The sequence below is a fragment of the Ruegeria sp. ABD4_443 genome, assembly GCF_056160865.1.
This window is the reverse complement of the sequence record NZ_JBSWYA010000004.1, coordinates 351146-372520: the sequence shown is the minus strand read 5'-3', so window position 1 is coordinate 372520 and position 21375 is coordinate 351146. Positions and strand designations below refer to the sequence as shown.

Annotated in this window: 20 protein-coding genes, 1 other RNA gene and 1 riboswitch; of the genes, 16 read left to right on the top strand and 5 right to left on the bottom strand. The window is 61.6% G+C overall.

Annotated elements, in window-relative coordinates; all coding sequences use genetic code 11:
* Nucleotides 1-69 precede the first annotated feature (69 nt).
* Both ACXAG8_RS10840 and ffs read left to right on the top strand, forming a co-directional pair.
* Complete coding sequence (locus ACXAG8_RS10840; protein WP_475224046.1) at nucleotides 70-1965, top strand: bifunctional 2',3'-cyclic-nucleotide 2'-phosphodiesterase/3'-nucleotidase; 1896 nt, start codon at nucleotides 70-72, stop codon at nucleotides 1963-1965.
* A gap of 39 nt (nucleotides 1966-2004) precedes the next feature.
* Nucleotides 2005-2103: signal recognition particle sRNA small type (gene ffs / locus ACXAG8_RS10835), an RNA gene on the top strand.
* Between the two features lie 212 nt (nucleotides 2104-2315).
* On the opposite strand, the gene ACXAG8_RS10830 is transcribed toward ffs, so the two are convergent.
* Nucleotides 2316-3173, bottom strand: a complete 858-nt coding sequence (locus tag ACXAG8_RS10830; RefSeq protein WP_475224044.1) for an alpha/beta hydrolase family protein — start codon at nucleotides 3171-3173, stop codon at nucleotides 2316-2318.
* Nucleotides 3174-3353: 180 nt separating this feature from the next.
* Nucleotides 3354-3573: riboswitch (cobalamin riboswitch) on the top strand.
* Nucleotides 3574-3662: 89 nt separating this feature from the next.
* Here ACXAG8_RS10830 and ACXAG8_RS10825 point away from each other — a divergent pair.
* Nucleotides 3663-4070 (top strand): hypothetical protein, encoded by a 408-nt coding sequence (locus ACXAG8_RS10825; protein ID WP_475224042.1) that lies wholly within the window; start codon nucleotides 3663-3665, stop codon nucleotides 4068-4070.
* A 1-nt stretch (nucleotide 4071) separates the two neighbouring features.
* On the opposite strand, the gene ACXAG8_RS10820 is transcribed toward ACXAG8_RS10825, so the two are convergent.
* Entirely contained in the window at nucleotides 4072-4575 is a 504-nt protein-coding gene (locus ACXAG8_RS10820) for a protein-tyrosine phosphatase family protein (RefSeq protein ID WP_475224038.1), read from the bottom strand.
* Between the two features lie 172 nt (nucleotides 4576-4747).
* On the opposite strand from ACXAG8_RS10820, the gene ACXAG8_RS10815 reads away from it, so the two are divergent.
* From ACXAG8_RS10815 to ACXAG8_RS10790, 6 genes are all read left to right on the top strand, one after another.
* A complete protein-coding gene (locus ACXAG8_RS10815; RefSeq protein WP_475224036.1) occupies nucleotides 4748-6514 on the top strand; it encodes a DNA polymerase III subunit gamma/tau in 1767 nt (588 codons plus the stop codon).
* A 3-nt stretch (nucleotides 6515-6517) separates the two neighbouring features.
* Complete coding sequence (locus ACXAG8_RS10810; RefSeq protein WP_475224033.1) at nucleotides 6518-6901, top strand: hypothetical protein; 384 nt, start codon at nucleotides 6518-6520, stop codon at nucleotides 6899-6901.
* On the top strand, nucleotides 6902-7246 hold the full coding sequence (locus ACXAG8_RS10805; protein WP_475224030.1) for a YbaB/EbfC family nucleoid-associated protein: 345 nt from the start codon (nucleotides 6902-6904) through the stop codon (nucleotides 7244-7246).
* 61 nt (nucleotides 7247-7307) lie between these two features.
* A complete protein-coding gene (gene recR / locus ACXAG8_RS10800) occupies nucleotides 7308-7901 on the top strand; it encodes a recombination mediator RecR (RefSeq protein WP_475224028.1) in 594 nt (197 codons plus the stop codon).
* A 211-nt stretch (nucleotides 7902-8112) separates the two neighbouring features.
* Nucleotides 8113-8745 carry a hypothetical protein gene (locus tag ACXAG8_RS10795; protein ID WP_475224026.1) on the top strand — a complete coding sequence of 211 codons (633 nt, stop codon included), beginning with the start codon at nucleotides 8113-8115 and terminating at the stop codon, nucleotides 8743-8745.
* A gap of 75 nt (nucleotides 8746-8820) precedes the next feature.
* Nucleotides 8821-9309, top strand: a complete 489-nt coding sequence (locus ACXAG8_RS10790) for a hypothetical protein (RefSeq protein ID WP_475224024.1) — start codon at nucleotides 8821-8823, stop codon at nucleotides 9307-9309.
* Here the strand turns inward: ACXAG8_RS10790 and ACXAG8_RS10785 are convergent.
* Nucleotides 9306-9947 carry a ribonuclease T2 family protein gene (locus ACXAG8_RS10785; RefSeq protein WP_475224022.1) on the bottom strand — a complete coding sequence of 214 codons (642 nt, stop codon included), beginning with the start codon at nucleotides 9945-9947 and terminating at the stop codon, nucleotides 9306-9308. The two genes, ACXAG8_RS10790 and ACXAG8_RS10785, sit on opposite strands and share 4 nt — an antisense overlap.
* Nucleotides 9948-10077: 130 nt before the next feature.
* Here ACXAG8_RS10785 and ACXAG8_RS10780 point away from each other — a divergent pair, with 130 nt between their 5' ends.
* Entirely contained in the window at nucleotides 10078-10833 is a 756-nt protein-coding gene (locus tag ACXAG8_RS10780) for a DUF1013 domain-containing protein (protein ID WP_475224020.1), read from the top strand.
* A gap of 55 nt (nucleotides 10834-10888) precedes the next feature.
* Nucleotides 10889-11278 carry a hypothetical protein gene (locus ACXAG8_RS10775; RefSeq protein WP_475224018.1) on the top strand — a complete coding sequence of 130 codons (390 nt, stop codon included), beginning with the start codon at nucleotides 10889-10891 and terminating at the stop codon, nucleotides 11276-11278.
* 55 nt (nucleotides 11279-11333) lie between these two features.
* Here ACXAG8_RS10775 and ACXAG8_RS10770 read toward each other — a convergent pair whose 3' ends face one another.
* Together ACXAG8_RS10770 and ACXAG8_RS10765 are read right to left on the bottom strand one after the other, a co-directional pair.
* The gene (locus ACXAG8_RS10770) at nucleotides 11334-12365 is read right to left on the bottom strand and encodes a permease (protein ID WP_475224016.1); all 1032 of its coding nucleotides are present in this window, start codon (nucleotides 12363-12365) and stop codon (nucleotides 11334-11336) included.
* Complete coding sequence (locus ACXAG8_RS10765) at nucleotides 12358-12666, bottom strand: ArsR/SmtB family transcription factor (protein ID WP_475224014.1); 309 nt, start codon at nucleotides 12664-12666, stop codon at nucleotides 12358-12360. Before ACXAG8_RS10765 ends, ACXAG8_RS10770 begins: the two co-directional genes overlap by 8 nt.
* Nucleotides 12667-12804: 138 nt before the next feature.
* Here ACXAG8_RS10765 and pdxR point away from each other — a divergent pair, with 138 nt between their 5' ends.
* The 5 genes from pdxR to ACXAG8_RS10740 all read left to right on the top strand — a co-directional run bounded on the left by pdxR (nucleotide 12805) and on the right by ACXAG8_RS10740 (nucleotide 21281).
* Nucleotides 12805-14265 carry a MocR-like pyridoxine biosynthesis transcription factor PdxR gene (gene pdxR, locus ACXAG8_RS10760; RefSeq protein WP_475224012.1) on the top strand — a complete coding sequence of 487 codons (1461 nt, stop codon included), beginning with the start codon at nucleotides 12805-12807 and terminating at the stop codon, nucleotides 14263-14265.
* Nucleotides 14266-14391: 126 nt separating this feature from the next.
* Nucleotides 14392-16167, top strand: coding sequence for a sulfoacetaldehyde acetyltransferase (gene xsc / locus ACXAG8_RS10755; protein ID WP_475224162.1), 1776 nt, complete (start codon nucleotides 14392-14394; stop codon nucleotides 16165-16167).
* A 68-nt stretch (nucleotides 16168-16235) separates the two neighbouring features.
* The gene (locus ACXAG8_RS10750) at nucleotides 16236-17312 is read left to right on the top strand and encodes an acetate/propionate family kinase (protein WP_475224010.1); all 1077 of its coding nucleotides are present in this window, start codon (nucleotides 16236-16238) and stop codon (nucleotides 17310-17312) included.
* 92 nt (nucleotides 17313-17404) lie between these two features.
* Nucleotides 17405-18436 (top strand): YeiH family protein, encoded by a 1032-nt coding sequence (locus ACXAG8_RS10745; protein ID WP_475224006.1) that lies wholly within the window; start codon nucleotides 17405-17407, stop codon nucleotides 18434-18436.
* A 25-nt stretch (nucleotides 18437-18461) separates the two neighbouring features.
* Nucleotides 18462-21281 carry a molybdopterin oxidoreductase family protein gene (locus tag ACXAG8_RS10740; protein WP_475224001.1) on the top strand — a complete coding sequence of 940 codons (2820 nt, stop codon included), beginning with the start codon at nucleotides 18462-18464 and terminating at the stop codon, nucleotides 21279-21281.
* The last annotated feature ends 94 nt before the right edge of the window (nucleotides 21282-21375 follow it).

Genomic DNA, 21375 nt, shown 5'->3' with positions numbered 1-21375 from the left:
TCGCGGAATTTGCATATAGTATTCGAACTATTGAATTCTCTTGTAAGACATTATTCCAAAGCCCCGACGTTGAAGCCTGACACCCTGCCGCCGCCGAACAAGTCCGACAAGGACCGGGCGCATATCCGCATCCTCGCAACCTCGGACCTTCACATGAATGTGATGGGGTTCGATTATTATGCAGACCAAGCCGACGGCAGCATCGGCCTTACCCGCACGGCGACCCTGATCCGACAGGCACGGGCCGAAGCCGAGCGGAACGGGGGCACGGTCTTGCTGTTCGATAACGGGGATGCGTTTCAGGGCACGCCGTTTGGCGATTGGGCGGCAACCAGTTCGCAGCGGTCCCATCCGCTGATGCAGGCCTTTTCAGAGCTGGGCTATGACGCGATTGGCCTGGGCAATCACGACTTTTCCTTTGGGCTTGCCAGCCTGGACCGCATCCTGACCCAGTCACCATGCCCCGTCCTGTCCAGCAATGCGCATATGGCCGACCCCCTGCCCGTCTGGTCGCCATCGGCCATTCTGACGCGGCAAGTGCGGATGGGCGGGCGATATGTTCCCATTCGGATCGGCGTCCTGTCCGTTCTTCCGCCCCAGACAGCCCTATGGGAAGCGCATCGGCTGAAAGGGCAAGTCAGCGTCACCGACGCGCTGCAACAGGCGCAAGAAGTCTCGGCAGATTTGCGACGCCGGGGATGCGATCTGGTCGTGGCCCTTGCGCATTCCGGCCTGGGGCAGGCCGAGGCGGCACCCGGTCTGGAAAACGCCGCCGTTCCGATCGCCGCATTGCCCGATATCGACGCGTTGGTCGCCGGTCATACCCACCTGACCCTGCCGGGCCCCGGCCATGCGGATCTGGATTTTGTGGACAGCGTCACCGGACATATCCACGGCACGCCTGCGGTCATGCCGGGATCGGCGGGATCTCACCTTGGTGTCATTGACCTGGCGCTGACCCTGGATGCGGGCAACGGCTGGCGCGTGGTCACGTCGCGCGCTGACCTGCGCGCCGTGGCGGGCGGGCCGGGCCTAGCCGACGCGCCCGCCGTGCCCGAGGACACCAAACTGGTCAAACTCTTTGCCCACGGGCATGAACAGACCCGGCTTCGTGCTGCCCGCCCCGTGGGCACGGTCGCGCAACCGATGCACAGCTATTTCAGTTTTTGCGTCCCCGACAAAGGTCTTGCCACTGTCGCGGCGGCGCAAGCGGCGGCGTTGCGGCCTTATCTGGCCGGAACGCCTGCGGCCGATCTTCCGGTTCTGTCAGCGACCGCCCCGTCCAAATTCGGAGGCCGCGCCGGGCCGCGCCATTATACCGATATTGCCGCGGGTACGCTTTCGATGCGCCATGTCGCGGACCTGAACATTTTCCCGAATGAATTGCGCGCCGTGATCGTTTCCGGTGACGATCTGCGCGACTGGCTGGAAATGTCCGCCGGGATATTCAATCGCCTGCCCAACGGCTTTGCCCCCGCGTTGATCGACCCGAAACGGGCAGGGCATAATTTCGATGTGATCTTCGGGCTGACCTACCGGATCGACCCGTCCTGCCCTGCGCGTTTTGATGACCGGGGCGTGCTGGGGAACCCGGACGCCTTTCGTATTTCCGAAATGCGGTTTGACGGGCGCCCCGTAGCGCCCGAACAACGGTTTGTCGTTGCGCTCAACAACTACAGGGCCAATGGCGGCGGGCATTTTCCGTTCGCCACCAAGGCCCGGCAGATCGAGCTGCCGCAGGCGCCGATACAGGATATCCTTCGCGACTATCTTTCGGGCGCGCGGCCCGGCGACCCGCTGGAAATGGCCGCCGATCCGTTCCGGTTGAAACCCCGATCCGCAAGGCAGGCCATTTTGAAGACCGGACCGGGCGCGGCCAAGTACCTGGACGAACTCGGGCACTTTTCGCCGCGTGTGCTTGACCGGGATGCCGACGGGTTCATGAAACTGCACCTGTCCTTGTGACGGGTTGTCATTTCGCCCCGGCGGCCCTATATCCACGCCTGAGAGGTTGGCGCGGGCGAGCGCCTCGCCAACCTGGTCAGGTCCGGAAGGAAGCAGCCACAACGAGTCCCGCTTGGGTCGATGTCCAGCCTCTCACTTGCCACTTACCTGGCGCCCTCTGCCGGCCCTTTCCCCAGAAAAACAAGTAACGCGGCCCGCGCATGTGGTTCGTGATCCTGTTCGGCAAGCTGGCCAAAGCCGGGTTCGTGCGGGACAGGCGGCGCGTGGTGCCCCCCTTGCCCCTTGCGGTCGACTTGACCGGCTTAGCGTCAAGCGGATGCGATTCGTCAGGCGATCAGGCGATCAGGCGATCAGGCGATCAGGCGGGGCCAAACAGCCGCGTTTCGGCGTGCAAATGCGCCGATATGGCCAATCTCGGGCAGGCCGTGATCTTGCGGCGCAACAAGGTGACGCTGCGCGTTCGGCCCGTAAAGCGCGGCCAGGCGCCATACCGCCTGGGGCGGGACCATCTGGTCGTCGGCAAAGGCAAACAGATCAATCCGACCGCCCACGCCCGCAGGGTTGAGCGCAGGCAGATCGGCACCAACATCCGCAAGATAACTGCACGGCGACGTGCACCATTTCCGCCACTGCCAATAGACAGGGGCCGGCAGGTCTGCCCCAAAGCCCAGCGCCTTGCCCGGCAAATACCCCATGACGCGGGCCGCCAGGGGTGCGTGCCCGAACCAGAACAACGCCGCCATGGCCCGATAGGGCCAGGGATGATCGGCAAGCGACACCATCCCGGCACTGACACAGATCATCCGGTCAACCCGGTCAATATCAGGCTGGACCGGGCCCAGCATACCGCCGACAGAATGACCGATCACCCACAGTTTCGCCCGCGGATAACGCCGCCGCATCTCGGACCGCGCCGCGGGCATGTCCTGCACCGCCCAATCCGCCATGGTGACCTTTGACCCGCGCAACGGCCCCCGCAGCGAGGTTTCGAAATCGCGATAGTCATAGGTCAGGCAGGCGATCCCGTGCTCGGCGGCCAACCAGCTTGCGAAATGTTGGTAATACGCGCGCGGTACCCCTGTTGCACTGTTCAGAACCACAACCGTCTCCGGCGCGGATTGCGGCACGTAAATGCGGGCCGACAATTCAACATCGCCCGCAGGGAACCGGAAATCTTCGGTTGCAACAGCTTGTGAAAAGTCCAGCATCCTGAGCCGCCTCCAGCTTCTGAACTGTGTGGTTCACTTTTCACTCGGCCCCATGCGACCCGTTCCTGTCAAGCGGGTTCCTGCATGACCAAACGTCCGGTTACCCGGCCACCGGACCGGCATTGGCGCGCCATCATGGAAGGGCAGGTCTCAATCATCTTGACTTGCCCCGTCATCAGTCGATAGCCGTTGCATGATGGTTTCCGCGCCCATACCGGGCCGGGATGAAAAGGGAACACGGTGCGGTCAACACCGGAAAGCCGGAAACGACCAAAGCCGCGACTGCCCCCGCAACTGTAAGCGGTGAGCACTGCCGAAATCACCACTGGCCAACAGGCCGGGAAGGTCGGCAAAGCAACGACCCGCAAGTCAGGAGACCTGCCATCAAACGCGAAACTGAAACTCGGGCGGGGTGTCCGGGCAGGGTCTGACCGCAACGTTCGGGTCTTCCTGTGCCAGACACGTCGCCCCCTGCGCGGAGGGCGCTCGATGAACTGGTCAACACAATCCCATATTTTCACCGCGACCGTGTGCCAGCACACCGGGGCCCCCTGCCCCGCACTGGCCCGGCTGGCGCGGGCCGTGGCACGCGCGCTGGAAACGGCAGCCCCCGTCACACAGGCGGATTTCGAAATCGAAGGCAGCAGCGAACTGACCCATTGTGCCGACGGGTGCATGGCGGCGTTCAGGGCCACCCACCAGATGATCCGCATATTCTGCGGCACCCAAGCCGGTGCAAGCTGCGAAAGAATGGACCGGTATGCGGACATGATGTTCAGCGGTCACGACGGGCCCTTGCCGTCAGGCACATTGGCGCACCCACCCTGCGCCATGCTTCAGGCGCAACCCCGCAGCACCCAGCAGCCCGTGGAAATTGCGGCGGCCCCACCGCCCTGACCTAGAAAGCCAGGCGCGCGCCTGCGGGCGCCAAGGCCCAGTTCATCTGTTCCTCGGTCTCGACGGCGCAGATTCGCACCTTGCGCAGGCGCTTTAGCGCGGCCTCTGAGGGTTCACCGCATTCGACCATCAGTCGCAGCACAACCATTCCTGACCGTCCGCACCCGCCGCGGCAATGCACCAGCACGCGCCCACCGCCCGACAAGGCGTGCCGCGCCGCGGCGCTGACCTCGGGCCATGATTCTTGAATGGACGGACCCGGTGCGCCGAAATCATCAACCGGCAGATGCGCCCAGCGGCTGGCGCGGCTCTGAATGTCGCTGCCGAAATTCTGTGCGCCATCCTGAAGCATTTCAACCTCGGTGGTCGTCGAGATCACCAACCCCGGTTTCCAAGCCGAAATCAGGTCCAGATCGCCTGGGTAATCACCGCTACGGCCCGGCATAGAGGTCAACGCAAGCGTACCGCCCCCGACCTGCAGCGCATAGATCACCAGTTGTGACATCAGGCCCACCCCCTTCAAACTCGTTACTGTCAAAATCAACCTTTGAAACCTGTTCTGACATTTTTACGCGGATCGGGGCGGTTTCCAAAATGAAAAACGTCGCCCTGTGCAGTGGACGCCAGAGACTGGCGCCTCTACGCTGTCTCGACAGGACGAATCCGCCAGAGCAGACATGACCGACACGCCAACCACCGCCTATCAGGTTCTTGCCCGTAAATACCGCCCCGAAACCTTTGCCGATCTCGTCGGCCAGGATGCCATGGTGCGCACCCTGAAAAACGCGTTCGAGGCGGACCGGATTGCACAGGCCTTCATCATGACCGGCATCCGGGGCACCGGCAAAACAACCACCGCGCGGATCATCGCCAAGGGGATGAACTGTATCGGCCCCGACGGCACCGGCGGCCCCACGACCGAACCCTGCGGGCAATGCGAACATTGCCTGGCCATCATGGAAGGCCGTCATGTCGACGTGATGGAGATGGACGCCGCCAGCCGCACCGGTGTGAACGACATCCGCGAGATCATCGACAGCGTCCGCTATCGCGCCGCCAGCGCGCGCTACAAGATCTACATCATCGACGAGGTTCACATGCTGTCGACCAGCGCATTCAACGCGCTGCTCAAGACGCTGGAAGAACCGCCCGAGCATGTAAAGTTCATCTTCGCCACCACCGAAATCCGCAAGGTTCCCGTCACGGTCCTGTCGCGGTGCCAAAGGTTCGACCTGCGCAGGATCGAGCCGGAAGACATGATCGCCCTGCTCAACAAGATAGCCCAGGCCGAGGGCGCGCAGATCGCACAGGACGCGCTGGCGCTGATCACCCGCGCCGCCGAAGGGTCGGCCCGCGATGCGACCTCGCTGCTGGATCAGGCGATTTCCCATGGTGCGGGCGAAACCACCGCCGGGCAGGTCCGCGCGATGCTGGGCTTGGCCGACCGGGGGCGGGTGCTGGACCTGACAGACATGATCCTGCGCGGGGATGCAGCCGGCGCACTGGCCGAGCTTGGCGGGCAATATGCCGAAGGCGCCGACCCGCTTGCCATATTGCGCGACCTGGCTGAAATCACGCATTGGGTCTCGGTTGTCAAGATCACCCCCGATGCAGCCGCTGACCCGACGGTTTCCCCCGACGAACGCGCGCGCGGGCTGCAAATGGCCGAAGCCTTGCCGATGCGGGTGCTGACCCGCATGTGGCAAATGCTGCTCAAGACGCTCGAAGAAGTCTCGGTCGCGCCCAACACGATGATGGCGGCGGAAATGGCCATCATCCGCCTGACCCATGTGGCCGACCTGCCCAGCCCCGAAGACCTGATCCGACGCCTGCAATCGGCACCGCCCCCACCGCCGCCGGGCGGCAATGGCTCCGGCGTTTCCGCCAGTGCCGGACCGGGCGCGGCTCAGGCCCCGCAACCTGCTTCTGGTGCCTACATGTCGGCGCCTCGCGGCACCGGCGGCGCAGCCCCGACAACCGCCCTGGCGCAAGATCTCGACGCCGCGTTGGCACGCTATCCGACATTTGACCACGTGATCGAACTGATCCGGTCCAACCGCGATGTCAAACTGCTGGTCGAGGCTGAAAACGGCATCCGCCTTGTGTCCTACCAACCCGGCCGCATCGAATTCACCCCCACGGATCAGGCCCCGACCGATCTGGCACAGCGCCTGGGGGCATCGCTGCAACGATGGACCGGCAACAGATGGGCGATTTCCGTGGTATCCGACGGCCAGTCCCCAACCATCGCCGAGATCCGCGACGCCGCCGAACTGGCGCTCAGGGCCCAGGCGCTTGAACACCCGACGGTGCGCGCCGTGCTGGAACATTTCCCCAAGGCGACAATCACAAGGATCGAAACCCCCGAACAACTTGCCGCGCAGGTCGAAACCGAGGCCCTGCCCGAGGTCGAAGACGAATGGGACCCGTTCGAAGAGGATTGATAGGTGCATTTCCCACGTATCGATGCGGTCTATCACGAAGCATGTGACGTCTTTAATCCCGGATGGAACGGCGAAACGGTCAGCGAATGGCATGAGGCATTTGTTCTAGCATCGCATCCCGTCTCGATAGCCTTGTTGATCATTTCTACATTTGCCCTTTGGCACAAGAGCCTTTGGATCGCTTTGGCGGCAACGCTGTTGTGGGCGGTCTGGACTGGCCATATTCTCGGTGCCGACATGATGAATGATGCGCGCCGTTCAGCCGCAGACCTCGGCTGCGTCGGCCATTCTACCCTGTTCATTGGCTTGGCAATTGCGCTATGTGCTGGGATGACACTTTACACAGCATATATTCGCCTGAGGCGATTACACTCGAGGAGACACTAAATGCTCAAAGGACTCGGCGGCCTGGGCGACATGGCCAAGATGATGAAATCCGCACAGGATCTTCAAACCAAGATGACCGAGATGCAGGAAGAGCTGAACACCATGATGGTCGTCGGCGAATCCGGCGCCGGCCTGGTCAAGGCGACTGCCACCGCCAAAGGAGAGCTAAAGGGCCTGGACATCGACCCGTCGATCTTCAACAGCGACGACAAGGAAGTGGTCGAAGACCTGATCCTGGCCGCAATCAAGGACGCCCAGACCAAGGCGACGGAACGGTCGCAGGAAGAAATGGCCAAGCTGACCGAAAGCATGGGTCTGCCCAAGGACATCAAACTGCCCTTCTGATCTTCATCTTTTCCAAAATACTCCCGCCGGAGGCGTCTTCCGGCGCCACCCAGGACAGACCGTGAGCTCGAACAGCGACATCGACAATCTGATCGACCTGATGGCCAAGCTGCCGGGCCTCGGCCCCCGCTCGGCCCGTCGCGCCGTTCTGCACCTGATCCGCAAACGCGCCCTGCTGCTGACGCCCCTGTCGGACGCGATGCAGCAGGTGGCCGCCACGGCGCGCGAGTGCCTGAATTGCGGCAATGTGGGCACCACGGACATCTGTGACATCTGCACCTCCGAGGACCGCGCAACCGGAGAGCTGTGCGTTGTCGAAGACGTGGCCGACCTGTGGGCCATGGAACGCGCCGCTGTTTTCAAAGGCCGCTACCACGTACTGGGCGGCACGCTCTCGGCGCTGGACGGCATCGGCCCGGATGAATTGCGCATTCCCAGATTGAAAGATCGGGTTGTGGCCGAGGGTATCACCGAGATCATCTTGGCGCTGAATGCCACCGTCGATGGCCAAACCACAGCCCATTACATCGCCGATCAATTGGAGGGTCAGGTGCGCCTAACCTCGCTGGCGCAAGGTGTGCCAATTGGAGGCGAGCTGGATTATCTGGACGATGGAACGATCACCGCGGCCCTGCGCGCGCGGAAGGAGATTTGAACCAGTTTCCCGCCGGTTGCATTCCGCAGTTCAGCCTGCCAAAAGAACGAAGTTTCAATTTCTTACAGAGCAGGTGCTCCGATTGTACATACTTTCCTTTCATCTATTTCGAGTTCTCTGGCCTATCATACTATTAGCGTCAGTATTACTATTTTTACTCGACATCTGGGGTCAAGAACGCTGGTCAAGGACTATTGTCTCAGAAGTCATATTGTATGGATTTCTGGTGTATTTCTTCCATCTGAACCTACTGACGGGCCGAACTGTCAAAATGCTTGGAATACAAGCGAAAGGGCAAGCTCCAAACCGACATTTCTGGTTTGCATTTGCTTTCCCTTTACTGGCTGCAATAGCCTCTCTTTTTCTTTTGTTGCCGTTAATTGAGGCGACATTTCCAGCTGAAGCTTTGGTTGGAAATGCAAAGATTGGGTACGCAATTGTACTCTCATTCATCTTCCTAGGCATTCTTCTGTCTGCGGTCGGGACCATGTTGCCATCGGCCACGATTGGGGCATCGACAGGTTTCAAGGCCGCATTAAAGCGTAGTCGTAAAACCTTTTGGTTTATTTTCTGGAGATTATTCGTTGGACCTGCGCTTTATTCAGTCGTCCTGATGACCGCATTGGTACAGCTAGGTAGCTTTGTAGACTTTCCACCGTTCCCCAAGAGTTTTTCGGCAATCACTGCTGCTAACACCGCCTATAATGTCGGTATTACTTTCTTTGGCGTCTTCAGCAGCGCTCTAACAGCATCCATATTATCAATGGCATATGTATGGGCGGAAGAAGACCAAAGGCTCGAGATTCGAAAACAAGCGCAAGCAGATACAGGAAATATTGCCTAGCATTAGAAATAGACCAGTTCTATTCATGGTGGAACGATCAGATACTAATTCCTGCATTGAGCATAGGTTTCCCAGATGACCCGCCTTCTCGCCCTGACCTTCGCCGCCTTCACCGCCACGGTCGCCCTCGCCCAAGACCTCATAGACAAAGGCTTTGTCGAAGGCTGGAACATCATGATGGACCCCGCGCTTGGGAACGGGTGCTTGATCCAGACGGTGTATCAGGACCTCTCGTTGGTGCGCATCGGCTATGATGCGCTGGACAATCGCGGTTATTTCACCGTCTACAACAAGGCCTGGGGCGACATCAAACCGGGGCAAAGCTATCCGATCCGGTTCGAGCTGGACGGCAAAAACTTTGATGCCACCGCCATCGGGTTCAAGCAGGACCGTATTCCCGGCGCGACTGTGTTTTTCACCGACCGAAGCTTTGTCACTTCGATCGCGCAAAACAAGACCATGACCGTCTACAACCCCGAAGGGCAGACTGTTATGGCGATTGATCTGAAGGGCACCGCCAAAGCGCTGGAATATGCGCGCGACTGCCAGAACAAAAAGCTTTAACGAATCGGATCAAACACGGCGTCTTTGGCGGCGCAGTCACGGATCACGTCGCGGCCGCAGGGGACGGGATCAAGCTCGCGCGACAGGCACAGCCGGACCTCTTCGATATAGCCCTGCCTGCAGGTGATCGTGATCATGTCCGCCTCAAGCCCGGGATTGGCTTGCATGAAAGCCTGCTCCACCACCGACGCGGGCAGTTTGACCGCCCTGTCCAACTTGCGAAAGGCCTCGGGTCGCGCCACACCGGCATAGGCCTGCCGGGACAAGGCGAAATAATCCGCAGCGCTAAGGCCCGAGCAGGTGCCGTGTTTCTTCCACTGGTGCCAGGCAAGGCCCGCGCTGCCCTGGATGTCTTCCATTGCGCGGGTCATGCTGCGCGAGGGCTGCGCATGGGGCGTGCGGCAGTAGGACGGCCAGCCCTGATGGTTTTGCGGCCAAAGGCCATGCAGAATCCAACCGTGGTCATGCCGCGCGTCGCATTGGTCCGACCCGCGCGCATCGCCTTCGCGGGCGCACCAGTTGGGCGACCAGCTGAGCGACAGGACGTAATAGTCGAACGCGCCCGCCTTTTCGCCCTCGGCCTGCGCGGTCAATGCGCATAAAGCCCCCAAAACCAACCCCAGAATCCCTTGGCGCATTCGCCTCTTCCCTTCTTGCCTTGCCGCGACTATATAGGCCCCAAGTTCCCCGACAACGGAAACCTGCCCCAAGACCAAGGGGCCGCCGAATTCCGGCGACGGGACAGATGTATTTAAAGGAGACGGGCTGATGGCAAAACCGCTTATGGCCAAGGCAACAGCCGTATGGCTGGTGGACAACACCACGATCAGCTTCAAGCAGATCGCGGATTTCGTAGGTATGCACGAGCTTGAGGTGCAGGGCATCGCGGATGGCGATGTGGCCGCTGGCGTCAAAGGGTTCGACCCGATTGCCAACAACCAGCTGACCCAGGAAGAGATTGACGCGGCGCAGGACAGCCCGCTTCACAAGCTGAAACTCAAGTTCAATGCTGCTGCGGCGGGCGAAGAAAAGCGCCGCGGTCCGCGTTATACACCGCTGTCGAAACGGCAGGACCGTCCGAACTCGATCCTGTGGCTGGTCAAGTTCCACCCCGAACTCAGCGATGGTCAAATCGCCAAGCTGGTCGGCACCACCAAGCCGACGATCCAGTCGATCCGCGAGCGCACCCATTGGAACATCGCCAACATGCAGCCGATCGACCCGGTTGCCCTGGGCCTGTGCAAACAATCCGAGCTGGACGCGATCGTGCAGAAAGCCGCGGCCAAGAAAGCCGCCGAGGGTGGCGTCATGAGCGATGACGAGCGCCGCAAGCTGGTTTCGACCGAGCAGTCGCTTGAAATGGACAATGCACCCAAGATTCCATCGGCGATCGAGGGGCTGGAAACGTTCTCGCTGTCCAATGAACCTGACGACGAGAAAGAAGAAGACGTGGTCGATGCCGACAGCTTCTTCAACCTTCCCAAGGGTGACGGCGACGACGCGGATGAAGATCCCCGCACCTGATCCGGTTTCGACCCCGGCCCGACATGGCCGGGGTCGCTTTTTTTGCAGGTAAGACATGCTGAACATTCTGTCCGCGATCCTGGGCCCCCACGGGGCCGTTTCCGTCTATGCCTTTGTCAGGACCAAGGGCCTGGCCCTGGCGGGCGGACTGGCCCTGATCTGTATCGTTGCCGCTTTGCTGTTGCTCAACGATGATGGCAAACATGAACACGAGGCGTTCATGACGGTGGATGTGCTTTCGGCGACGCCGATCAACGGCGATACCAAGAACGGCATTATCGCCTCGGTCCGGTTGCCGGATGGAACGGCCACGTCGATCACCTCGACCGAGGCCCCCATTGCGCAATCCGTCACCACAAGCGCATGTGTCGAGAAACGCGTATATGTCGAAAGCGGCGAAGCCCGTTATCGGTTCAAGCTGCCGCGATATTGCGAAAACAGCTGACACCGCGCGGCCTTGGGTGCCGACGCCCGGAAACCAGTCCGGGCGACGGCGTGATTTACAACATCTGGAACAGGATACCGGCCACGATGGCGCCGCTGACGCCCAGCCCCAGATAGGTCGCGAAAACCCGTGGCCGGACCAGTGACCACACGGCCGCCATCGCCGGGATGGAACTGACGGCCCCGGCCACCATGAATGACATTGCGGCCCCCGCGCTCATGCCCTGTTCCATCAACCCCGCCAGCAGTGGCGGCGCGACGTAAGAGTTCAGGTAGGCGGGCATTCCGACCAGCGCCGCGATGACGATGGGCGCCACACCCTGGCCACCCACCGCCCGCGCGATCAGGTCGGCAGGAACATAGTTCACCAGCAGCGCCTCAAGCACATAGGCCAATGCGAGCCACTTGAGCAGGAACAGGCCGTTGTGAAGAAACTCGGACCGAAAGCGAGCGCGCCGTTCGGGTACCTGCCAGAATTTCCAATGCGGCGTGTCATCCTGTTTGGGGCCGCAGCCGCAGCACCCGGCGGGCTTGTACTCGCGCAAGGGCTGGGCAAAGGCACCGCGCCGCATCAGCAGGCGCACAGCAAACCCTCCGAAAAGCCCCAGCGCAACAGCGGCCACGGCCTTGCCGATGGCAAACGGCCAGCCAAGGGCCCCGGCGGTGATCAACAGCGTCGGCGGATCAATCAGCGGCGAACTCAGCCAGAATGCCATTACCGCGGACAGGGGCGCGCCCAGCGCAAGCAGGCCCGCAATGAACGGAATGACCTCGCACGAGCAGAACGGGGCAAGCCCGCCAAACAGCGCCGCCAGCAGGATCATCCGCGTTTCACGGCCTTCAAAGGCGCGGGCCACCATCACCTCGGCCCCTGTGGCCTTGAGGTATGACAAAAGCAAAACGGCAAACAGGATATACTGGCCCGTATGCGCCAACGCCTTGACCGCGAAGGTGACGACCGCGACCCAGTTGCCGGGGTCAAAAGCGGCAACCGCAACCAAAAGCGCCACGATCAGCGCCCAGGGCGTCTTGATCAGGTCGATTGCCCCCCGTGCAAGGGGTTTCGGGTTTTGCGAAAGTTCAGCCATCGTTTGCCACCTTTCCAACCGCATCGGCACAACATTCGCTGAGGATGAACTGTGCCAGTTTCCTCAACTCGTCAAAGCGCGCCCGGTTGATCGTGTTGCGCCCGGCCTTTTCTTGCTCGACAACGCCGCCTGCGGACAAAAACCGCAGGTGATGAGCCAGGGTCGACGGTGCCATACCTGTACGGTCCTTGATTTCACCAACCGTCAGCCCGGCCTCACCCGCACGCACAAGGGTCTTGAGCACCTGCAGACGCGCCTCGGACCCCATCGCAGAAAACCCTGCCGCAGCTTCTTCCCACATGGTCACACCTCTATTAAACCAGTTTTCTAGTTTAATAGGTATATTGCCGCCCCCTGTCAATCGTTCTTGCCGCGGAAACGACCGCGCAGCGAGTTAAGTCCAGATTGCCCCCGCCATAAGTCCACCCTATAAAGCGGCATGGGGATATCAGTTGACACTTTTTTTCTGAAGTCGGACGGGCAGGGAACGCTGCAGGCCCAAATTCAGCAGATGATTGCCGAAGGCATTTTGTCCGGCCGCTACCATGTCGGGGAAAAGCTGCCCTCGTCACGCAAACTGGCGGCGCATCTGCGCGTCAGCCGCATCACGGTCACGCTTGCCTATACCGAATTGCTGGCCAACGACTATCTGACCGCCAAGGGTCGGTCGGGGTATTACGTGTCGCAAAACGCGCCGGTTCCGCCAAAATACACGCCGGTTCAGCGGGGCGAGGATTCGGTCGACTGGTCCAAAGCGCTTGCGCGGGAATTCGCGGACAACGATCTGCTGTCCAAACCGAAAGACTGGCGCGACTACCGCTATCCCTTCATCTATGGGCAAGCCGACAGAAAACTGTTTGACCACACGAATTGGCGGCTTTGCGCGGTCCGGGCCCTTGGGCACAAGGACTTTGATTCGCTGACCGGAGATTACGAAGACCTCGACGACCCGCTTCTGGTCGAGTTCATTGCCCGCCACACCCTGCCCCGGCGCGGCATCGCGGCCCGGCCCGAGGAAATCCTGATTACGCTGGGCGCGCAAAATGCGCTTTGGCTGGCCTCGCGTATCCTGTTGAACAAGGATCGCCGGGCCGCCATCGAAGACCCGTGTTACTACGTTTTGCGCGAATTGCTGGCCCGGTCGGAATGCCAGACAACCCCGTTGCGGGTCGACAGGGACGGCTTGCCGCCCGAGGCGATCCCCGCCGGAACAGATGTCATTTTCACCACCCCCAGCCACCAATGCCCGACCACTGCCACGATGCCGGTCGAACGCCGCAACGCCTTGCTGGACAAGGCCCGTGACCTGAACGCGATGATCGTCGAAGACGACTATGAATTCGAAATGGCGTTCCTGGGGGCGCCGTCGCCTGCGCTCAAGTCATTGGATCGGGACGGCCGCGTGATCTATGTCGGCAGCTTTTCGAAATCGCTGTTTCCGGGGCTGCGCCTTGGCTACATGGTCGGTTCCGAGCGGTTCATTCGCGAAGCGCGCGCCCTGCGGTCGCTGGTCCTGCGCCATCCACCGGGGCACATCCAGCGCACGGCTGCCTATTTCCTGTCCCTTGGCCATTACGACGCACAAATCCGGCGCATGTCTAAGGCGCTGCAACAACGCCGCAAGACCATCGAAGACGCCGTGGCCGAACACGGGCTGAGCGTTGCCGGGCACGGGGCCTTTGGCGGGTCGTCCATCTGGATGAAGGCACCAGACCATGTCGACACGCAGGTTCTGGCGCGCGCGTTGCAGAACCAAAGCGTGCATATCGAGCCCGGCGAGTCCTTTTTTTCCGGCCCGGACAGGCCGCGAAACTATTTCCGTCTGGGCTATTCCTCGATCTCGTCCGAGCACATCCGGCCGGGGATCAAACTGATCGCAGAGGCGATACGCGCCAGCTGAGCCCCGTTCTGGACATATTTCGCCTTAACGACTGGCCCTAACGCCACGGGCACCCTTGGGTCAAAACCGAGTCAAGGCCAGGGCGGCTTGCCCGGCAAAATCCACATGATCTTGGAGAGCACCGAAATGAAAATGACCACCGAGGAAGCCTTTGTTAAGGTTTTGCAGATGCACGGGATCGAACATGCATTCGGGATCATTGGCTCGGCCATGATGCCGATCTCGGACCTGTTCCCCAAGGCCGGGATCATGTTCTGGGACTGTGCGCATGAAGGCAGCGCCGGGATGATGGCGGATGGCTATACCCGCGCCACCGGCAAGATGTCGATGATGATCGCGCAGAACGGCCCCGGCATCACCAATTTCGTGACCGCCGTCAAAACCGCCTATTGGAACCACACCCCGCTGTTGCTGGTGACACCGCAGGCGGCGAACAAGACCATCGGCCAGGGCGGATTTCAGGAAGTCGAACAGATGAAGCTGTTCGAAGACATGGTCGCCTATCAGGAAGAGGTCCGCGACCCGACCCGTGTCTGCGAGGTTCTGAACCGCGTGATCATGCAGGCCAAACGCGCCAGCGCGCCTGCACAATTGAACATCCCCCGCGATATGTGGACCCAGGTGATCGACGTTGACCTGCCCGCGATTGTCGAGTTCGAGCGCCCCTCGGGCGGCGAAAGCGCTGTGGCACAGGCCGCCGAGCTGCTGTCGGGGGCCCAGAACCCCGTCATTCTGAACGGCGCGGGTGTGGTTCTGTCCGAAGGCGGCATCGACGCCTCGAAAGCGCTGGCCGAGCGTCTGGATGCGCCGGTCTGCGTCGGCTATCAGCACAATGATGCCTTCCCCGGCAGTCACCCTCTGTTTGCCGGTCCGCTGGGCTATAACGGCTCAAAGGCTGGGATGGAGCTGATCAGCGAGGCCGACGTGGTGCTGTGCCTCGGCACCCGCCTGAACCCGTTCTCGACCCTTCCGGGCTATGGCATGGAATACTGGCCCGCGGATGCGAAAATCATCCAGGTCGATATCAACCCCGACCGCATCGGCCTGACCAAAAAGGTCAGCGTCGGCATCGTGGGTGACGCCGCCAAGGTGGCCAGCGGTATTCTGGCACAGCTGTCCGACACCGCAGGTGACGCTGGCCGGGATGCGCGCAAGGCGAAGATCGCACAAAAGAAATCCGCCTGGGCGCAGCAATTGTCCAGCATGGACCACGAGGATGACGACCCCGGCACCAGCTGGAACGAACGCGCCCGTGCCGCCAAGCCCGACTGGATGAGCCCCCGCATGGCGTGGCGCGCCATTCAGGCGGCACTGCCGAAAGAGGCGATCATCAGTTCCGATATCGGCAACAACTGCGCCATCGGCAACGCCTATCCGTCCTTCGACGAGGGCCGCAAATACCTGGCCCCTGGCCTGTTCGGCCCCTGCGGTTATGGCCTGCCCGCCATCGTGGGCGCCAAGATCGGCTGCCCGGACGTGCCGGTCGTGGGCTTTGCCGGTGACGGGGCCTTTGGCATCGCGGTGAACGAGCTGACAGCCATCGGCCGCGAGGAATGGCCTGCCGTGACCCAGATCGTGTTCCGCAACTATCAGTGGGGTGCGGAAAAGCGCAATTCGACGCTATGGTTCGACGACAACTTCGTGGGGACGGAACTGGACACCAAGGTTTCCTATGCCGGCATTGCGAAGGCCTGTGGCCTGAAGGGCGTAATCGCCAGAACCCAGGACGAGCTGACCGCGGCGCTGGCCCAGGCGATCGAAGACCAGAAGAACGGCACAACCACATTGATCGAAGCGATGATCAACCAGGAACTGGGTGAGCCCTTCCGCAGGGACGCAATGAAGAAACCTGTGGCCGTCGCCGGTGTTTCTGCCGACGACATGAACCGGTCGCAGGTCTGATCCAAGGTGGCCGGTTCCACCGCGCCCCGGCAAAGGGTGAGACCTCTGGCAATCAGAAAGGGCCACGCGTGATCCTTGTCGTGAATGCCGGATCGTCATCGATCAAGATCGAGCTGTTCTCAATGCAGCTCGATCCGGTCCTGTCGGGGTCGGTCAGCGGCATTGGCGGCGCGGCGCGGTTAAAGCTGGGATCGGTCGACGAACAGATCATGGCGGCCGATCACGACGCCGCCCTGGATTGCCTGCTGGCCGGGATCGAGGCCCGCGGCCACGCCCTGTCGGACCTTTCGGCGGCGGGTCACCGGGTTGTTCATGGCGGGGCCGAACTGACCGCCCCGTGCCGATTGACGCAGGACGTTCTGAACCAGATCCAGGCCTGCATCCCCCTGGCCCCGCTGCACAACCCGCATAACCTGACCGGCATCGCCATCCTGTCGGATCGTCTGCCGGACCTGCCGCAATTCGCGTCCTTCGACACGGCCTTTCATGCCACCAATCCCGACCTGGCAACAACCTATGCCCTGCCGGTTCAGGAACGCGACAAGGGCATTCGGCGCTATGGGTTTCACGGAATAAGCTATGCCTCGATGGTCGAACATTTCGGCGATACGCTGCCGTCACGTCTGCTGGCGCTGCATCTGGGCAACGGGGCCAGCCTGTGCGCCATCCGCGATGGTCAGAGCGTGGCAACCAGCATGGGTTATTCCCCTCTGGCCGGGCTGACGATGGGAACCCGCAGCGGCGAGATCGACGGCATGGCCGTCCTTCGCATGGCCCGGGAACATGGGCTTGAGGCAACAGACCGCCTGTTGAACAAGGACAGCGGCCTGACCGGCCTGGCCGGCACCAATGACATGGCGCAGCTTCTTGCCCGCCCGGATGACGCGGCCCGGTTTGCCGTCGACCATTTCTGTTACTGGGCAGCCCGCCATGCGGGCAGTGCCATCGTTGCCATGGGCGGCGTGGATGCCATCGCCTTTACCGGCGGGATCGGCGAAAACGCGGCCCCCGTCCGCGACCAGATCATGCAGCATCTTGCCTTTCTGGGGCCATTGCCGCTGCATGTCATACCCGCCGACGAAGAGGGTTGCATCGCGCGTGACACAATGCGGCTGCTTGATGCGCCCGCCCGCAGCGGCGGGTGACGTAGTATGATCGTGATGTCAGCTTTGCCCCAAAGACCGGACGCGCGCGCGCCAATGACGGACGGTCAGACAACCGCAATATCGGGTGGTCCATGTTTGCAAAACTGACCCCGCTTGCCCTGGATTACGACCGGGCAAAGGCCATCACCCGTGATCTTTTCCCCGGCATCGCCGTATCGGTTATCGTTGCGATGACAGCACAGTTTCTGGCCGAGCATTACGCGACACCGGCCATGCTTTTGGCGCTGCTGCTGGGCATCGCCGTCAGCTTTCTGGGGGAAGAGGGAAAAACCGTTCCCGGTATCGCCTTTTCGGCCAGGACATTGCTGCGGGTCGGCGTTGCCCTGTTGGGGGTGCGGGTGTCGATGATGCTGATGCTGGGCCTTGGCCCCGGCCTGATCGCCCTGGTGATCGCCGGGCTTGTGGCCACAATTGCCTTCGGGCTGCTGGTCGCCCCGATGTTCGGACACAAGTGGCGCTTTGCCCTGCTGACGGCAGGCTCGGTCGCGATTTGCGGCGCCTCCGCAGCCATGGCCATCAGCGCAATCCTGCCCCGCGACGAACGCTCCGAAGAGCGCCTGATCTTCACCGTTCTGGGGGTGACCGTATTGTCGACGATCGCAATGATCGCCTACCCGATCGTCGTGAACGCTCTGGCACTGGATTCAATCCAGGCCGGGGTTTTCCTGGGCGGCACGATCCACGACGTGGCCCAGGTCGTCGGGGCCGGTTTCTCGATTTCGGATGCAACCGGCGAAACCGCAACGCTGGTCAAGCTGATGCGCGTCGCAATGCTTGCACCAGTTGTCCTGATTTCGTCCATCCTGATCCGAAGCTTTGCCCAATTGCCATCCGGCGGGAAACGCCCGCCGGTCCTGCCGGGTTTTGTCATTGCTTTTCTGATCCTGGCCGGGCTCAATTCATTTGGGTTGATTCCACAGGCGGTTAGCGAATTCCTCGGCCAATGTTCGCGCTGGCTGTTGCTGACGGCAATCGCCGCTGTCGGGATGAAAACAAACCTCAGGCAGGTATTGTCCGTAGGAGGGGCGGCAATAGCGCTGATCGTGGCCGAGACCATTTTCATCGCAGGGTTCATCCTTGCAGGGATCGGTATACTGACCTGACAAACGAAATACCAAGGGAGGCCAGATGACAATCCAGCAACCCGACGTAGACACGTCGCCCAAAGTGTCGGACGAGATCCGCCGCACCACCTGTTACATGTGCGCCTGTCGCTGTGGCATCAACGTGCACATGAAGGACGGTCAGGTCGCCTATATCGAAGGCAACCGCGATCACCCGGTGAACAAGGGCGTCTTGTGCGCAAAAGGGTCCGCGGGGATCATGCAGGTCAACGCGCCCTCGCGCCTGCGCAAACCCCTGCGCCGGGTTGGGCCGCGCGGGTCCGGCGAATTCCGCGAGATCGAATGGGATGAGGCCATCAGCACCGCCGTCGGCTGGTTGAACGAGCTGCACGAGACAGCCCCGCACAAACTGGCCTTTTTCACCGGACGCGACCAAAGCCAAAGCTTCACCAGCTTCTGGGCACAGAATTTCGGCACGCCGAACTATGCGGCCCATGGCGGGTTCTGCTCGGTCAACATGGCGGCAGGCGGCATCTATACGATGGGCGGCGCGTTTTGGGAGTTCGGCCAGCCCGACTGGGACCGCACCAAGCTGTTCATGCTGTTCGGTGTCGCCGAAGATCACGACAGCAACCCCATCAAGATGGGTATCGGCAAACTCAAGGCGCGCGGCGCGCGGGTGATCGGGGTAAACCCGATCCGTTCGGGCTATAACGCGGTGGCCGATGACTGGGTCGGGATCACGCCCGGCACCGATGGGCTGTTCATCCTGTCGCTGATCCATGTGCTGATGAAGGCGGGCAAGATCGACCTCGACTACCTTGCCCGCTATACCAACGCACCGGTTCTGGTGAACGCCGCCGAAGGGCCGGAAAAGGGCCTGTTCCTGCGCGACGCAGACGGCAAACCGCTGGTGATCGACCGGGTGACGGGCGCGCCTGCCGCCTTTGACACGCCGGGCATCCGCCCCGATTTGTCGGCCGCTTACGAAAAAGATGGCGTAACTCACCGCCCGGTTTTTCACCTGATGGCCGAGAAATACCTAAGCGACGATCACGCCCCCGAAGCCGTGGCCGATCGCTGCGGCATCCCAGCCAAACGCATCCGCGCCATCGCAGCCGAGATTGCCCGCGTGGCCTTTGACGAGGCCATCGAGCTGGACCAGGAATGGACCGACTTCCGGGGTGAAACCCACACCAAAATGACAGGCCGCCCGGTCAGCTTCCACGCCATGCGCGGCATCTCGGCCCATGCCAACGGGTTCCAGACCTGCCGCGCCCTGCATGTGCTGCAAATCCTGCTGGGCACGGTCGAGGTCCCCGGCGGTTTCCGCTTTAAACCGCCCTACCCCAAACCGGTCGAGGCCCATCCCACGCCCCATGGCGACCGCCGGCCGGGCCGCCCGCTGGAAGGCCCGCATCTGGGCTTCCCGCGCGGCCCAGAGGATCTGTTGTTGAACGAAGACGGCACCGCCCAGCGCATCGACAAGGCGTTCACCTGGGAAAACCCGATGTCGGCCCATGGGCTGATGCATATGGTCATCTCAAACGCGGCCGCGGGCGATCCCTACAAGATCGACACGCTGTTCATGTACATGGCCAACATGTCGTGGAACTCGTCCATGAACACCAAGGGCGTGATGGAGATGCTGTCGGCTCGCAACGAAGACGGCAAATATGTCATCCCGCGGATCATCTATTCCGATGCCTACTCCTCGGAAATGGTCGCCTATGCCGACCTGATCCTGCCCGACACCACCTATCTGGAACGCCACGACTGTATCTCGCTGCTGGACCGCCCGATCTGCGAGGCCGACGCCGCCGCCGACGCGATCCGCTGGCCCGTGGTGGAACCTGACCGCGACGTGCGCGGGTTTCAGTCGGTGCTGATCCAACTCGCCAACCGTATGAGCCTGCCGGGCTTCACCAACGAAGACGGCACGCCCAAGTGGAAGGATTACGCCGACTATATCGTCAACCACCAGCGCAAGCCGGGCATTGGCCCCCTGGCCGGATTCCGGGGCGAGGACGGCTCCAAAGAAGGCCGCGGAGAGGTCAACCCGGACCAGTTGAACCGCTATATCGAAAACGGCGGTTTCTACGTGGCCCATATCCCCCAGGGCGCGGATTTCTACAAACCCTGGAACACCGCCTATCAGGACTGGGCCGTCGGCATGGGGATATATGACAGCCCGCAACCCTATCTGTTCCAACTCTACGCGGAACCAATGCGCAAATTCCAACTGGCCGCCCAAGGACACGGAGACCGCCAGCCTCCAGAACACCTGCGCCAGCGCATCACGGACACGATGGACCCGCTGCCGATATGGTACGAGACCGACCAGCAGGGCAACGAGGGCTTTACCGTCAACGCCCTGACCCAGCGCCCGATGGCGATGTATCACAGCTGGGGCACCCAGAACGCCTGGCTGCGGCAGCTGCACGGGCGCAACCCTCTCTACGTGCCCACCAAGCTGATGCGCGAACACGGGCTGCAAGACGGCGATTGGGCCAAGGTCACCTCACCCCATGGCGAAATAACCGTCCCCGTGATCGAGATGGCCGCGCTGAACGACAACACCGTCTGGACCTGGAACGCCATCGGCAAACGCAAAGGCGCATGGGCCCTGCAAGAAGACGCCCCCGAGGCCACCAAGGGTTTCCTGCTCAACCATCTGATCCACGAACTCCTGCCCCCCAAGGGCGATGGGATGAGATGGGCAAACTCAGACCCGATCACCGGCCAGGCTGCATGGTTCGACCTCAAGGTCAAAATCGAAAAAGCCGCCCCCCCAAAAGACGCGGAAAGCCAACCCGAATTTGCCCCGATAAATTCCCCCGTCGGTACAGGCCCGAAAGACCTCGCCTGGAAGGTAGGCAAATGATCCGCTCTTCATCTGGCCGAAAATATCCCGGGGGTGAATTGAGCCAAAGGCTCAAGAGGGGGCTGGCCCCCTGCCCCGCCCGTCCTGGCAGAGG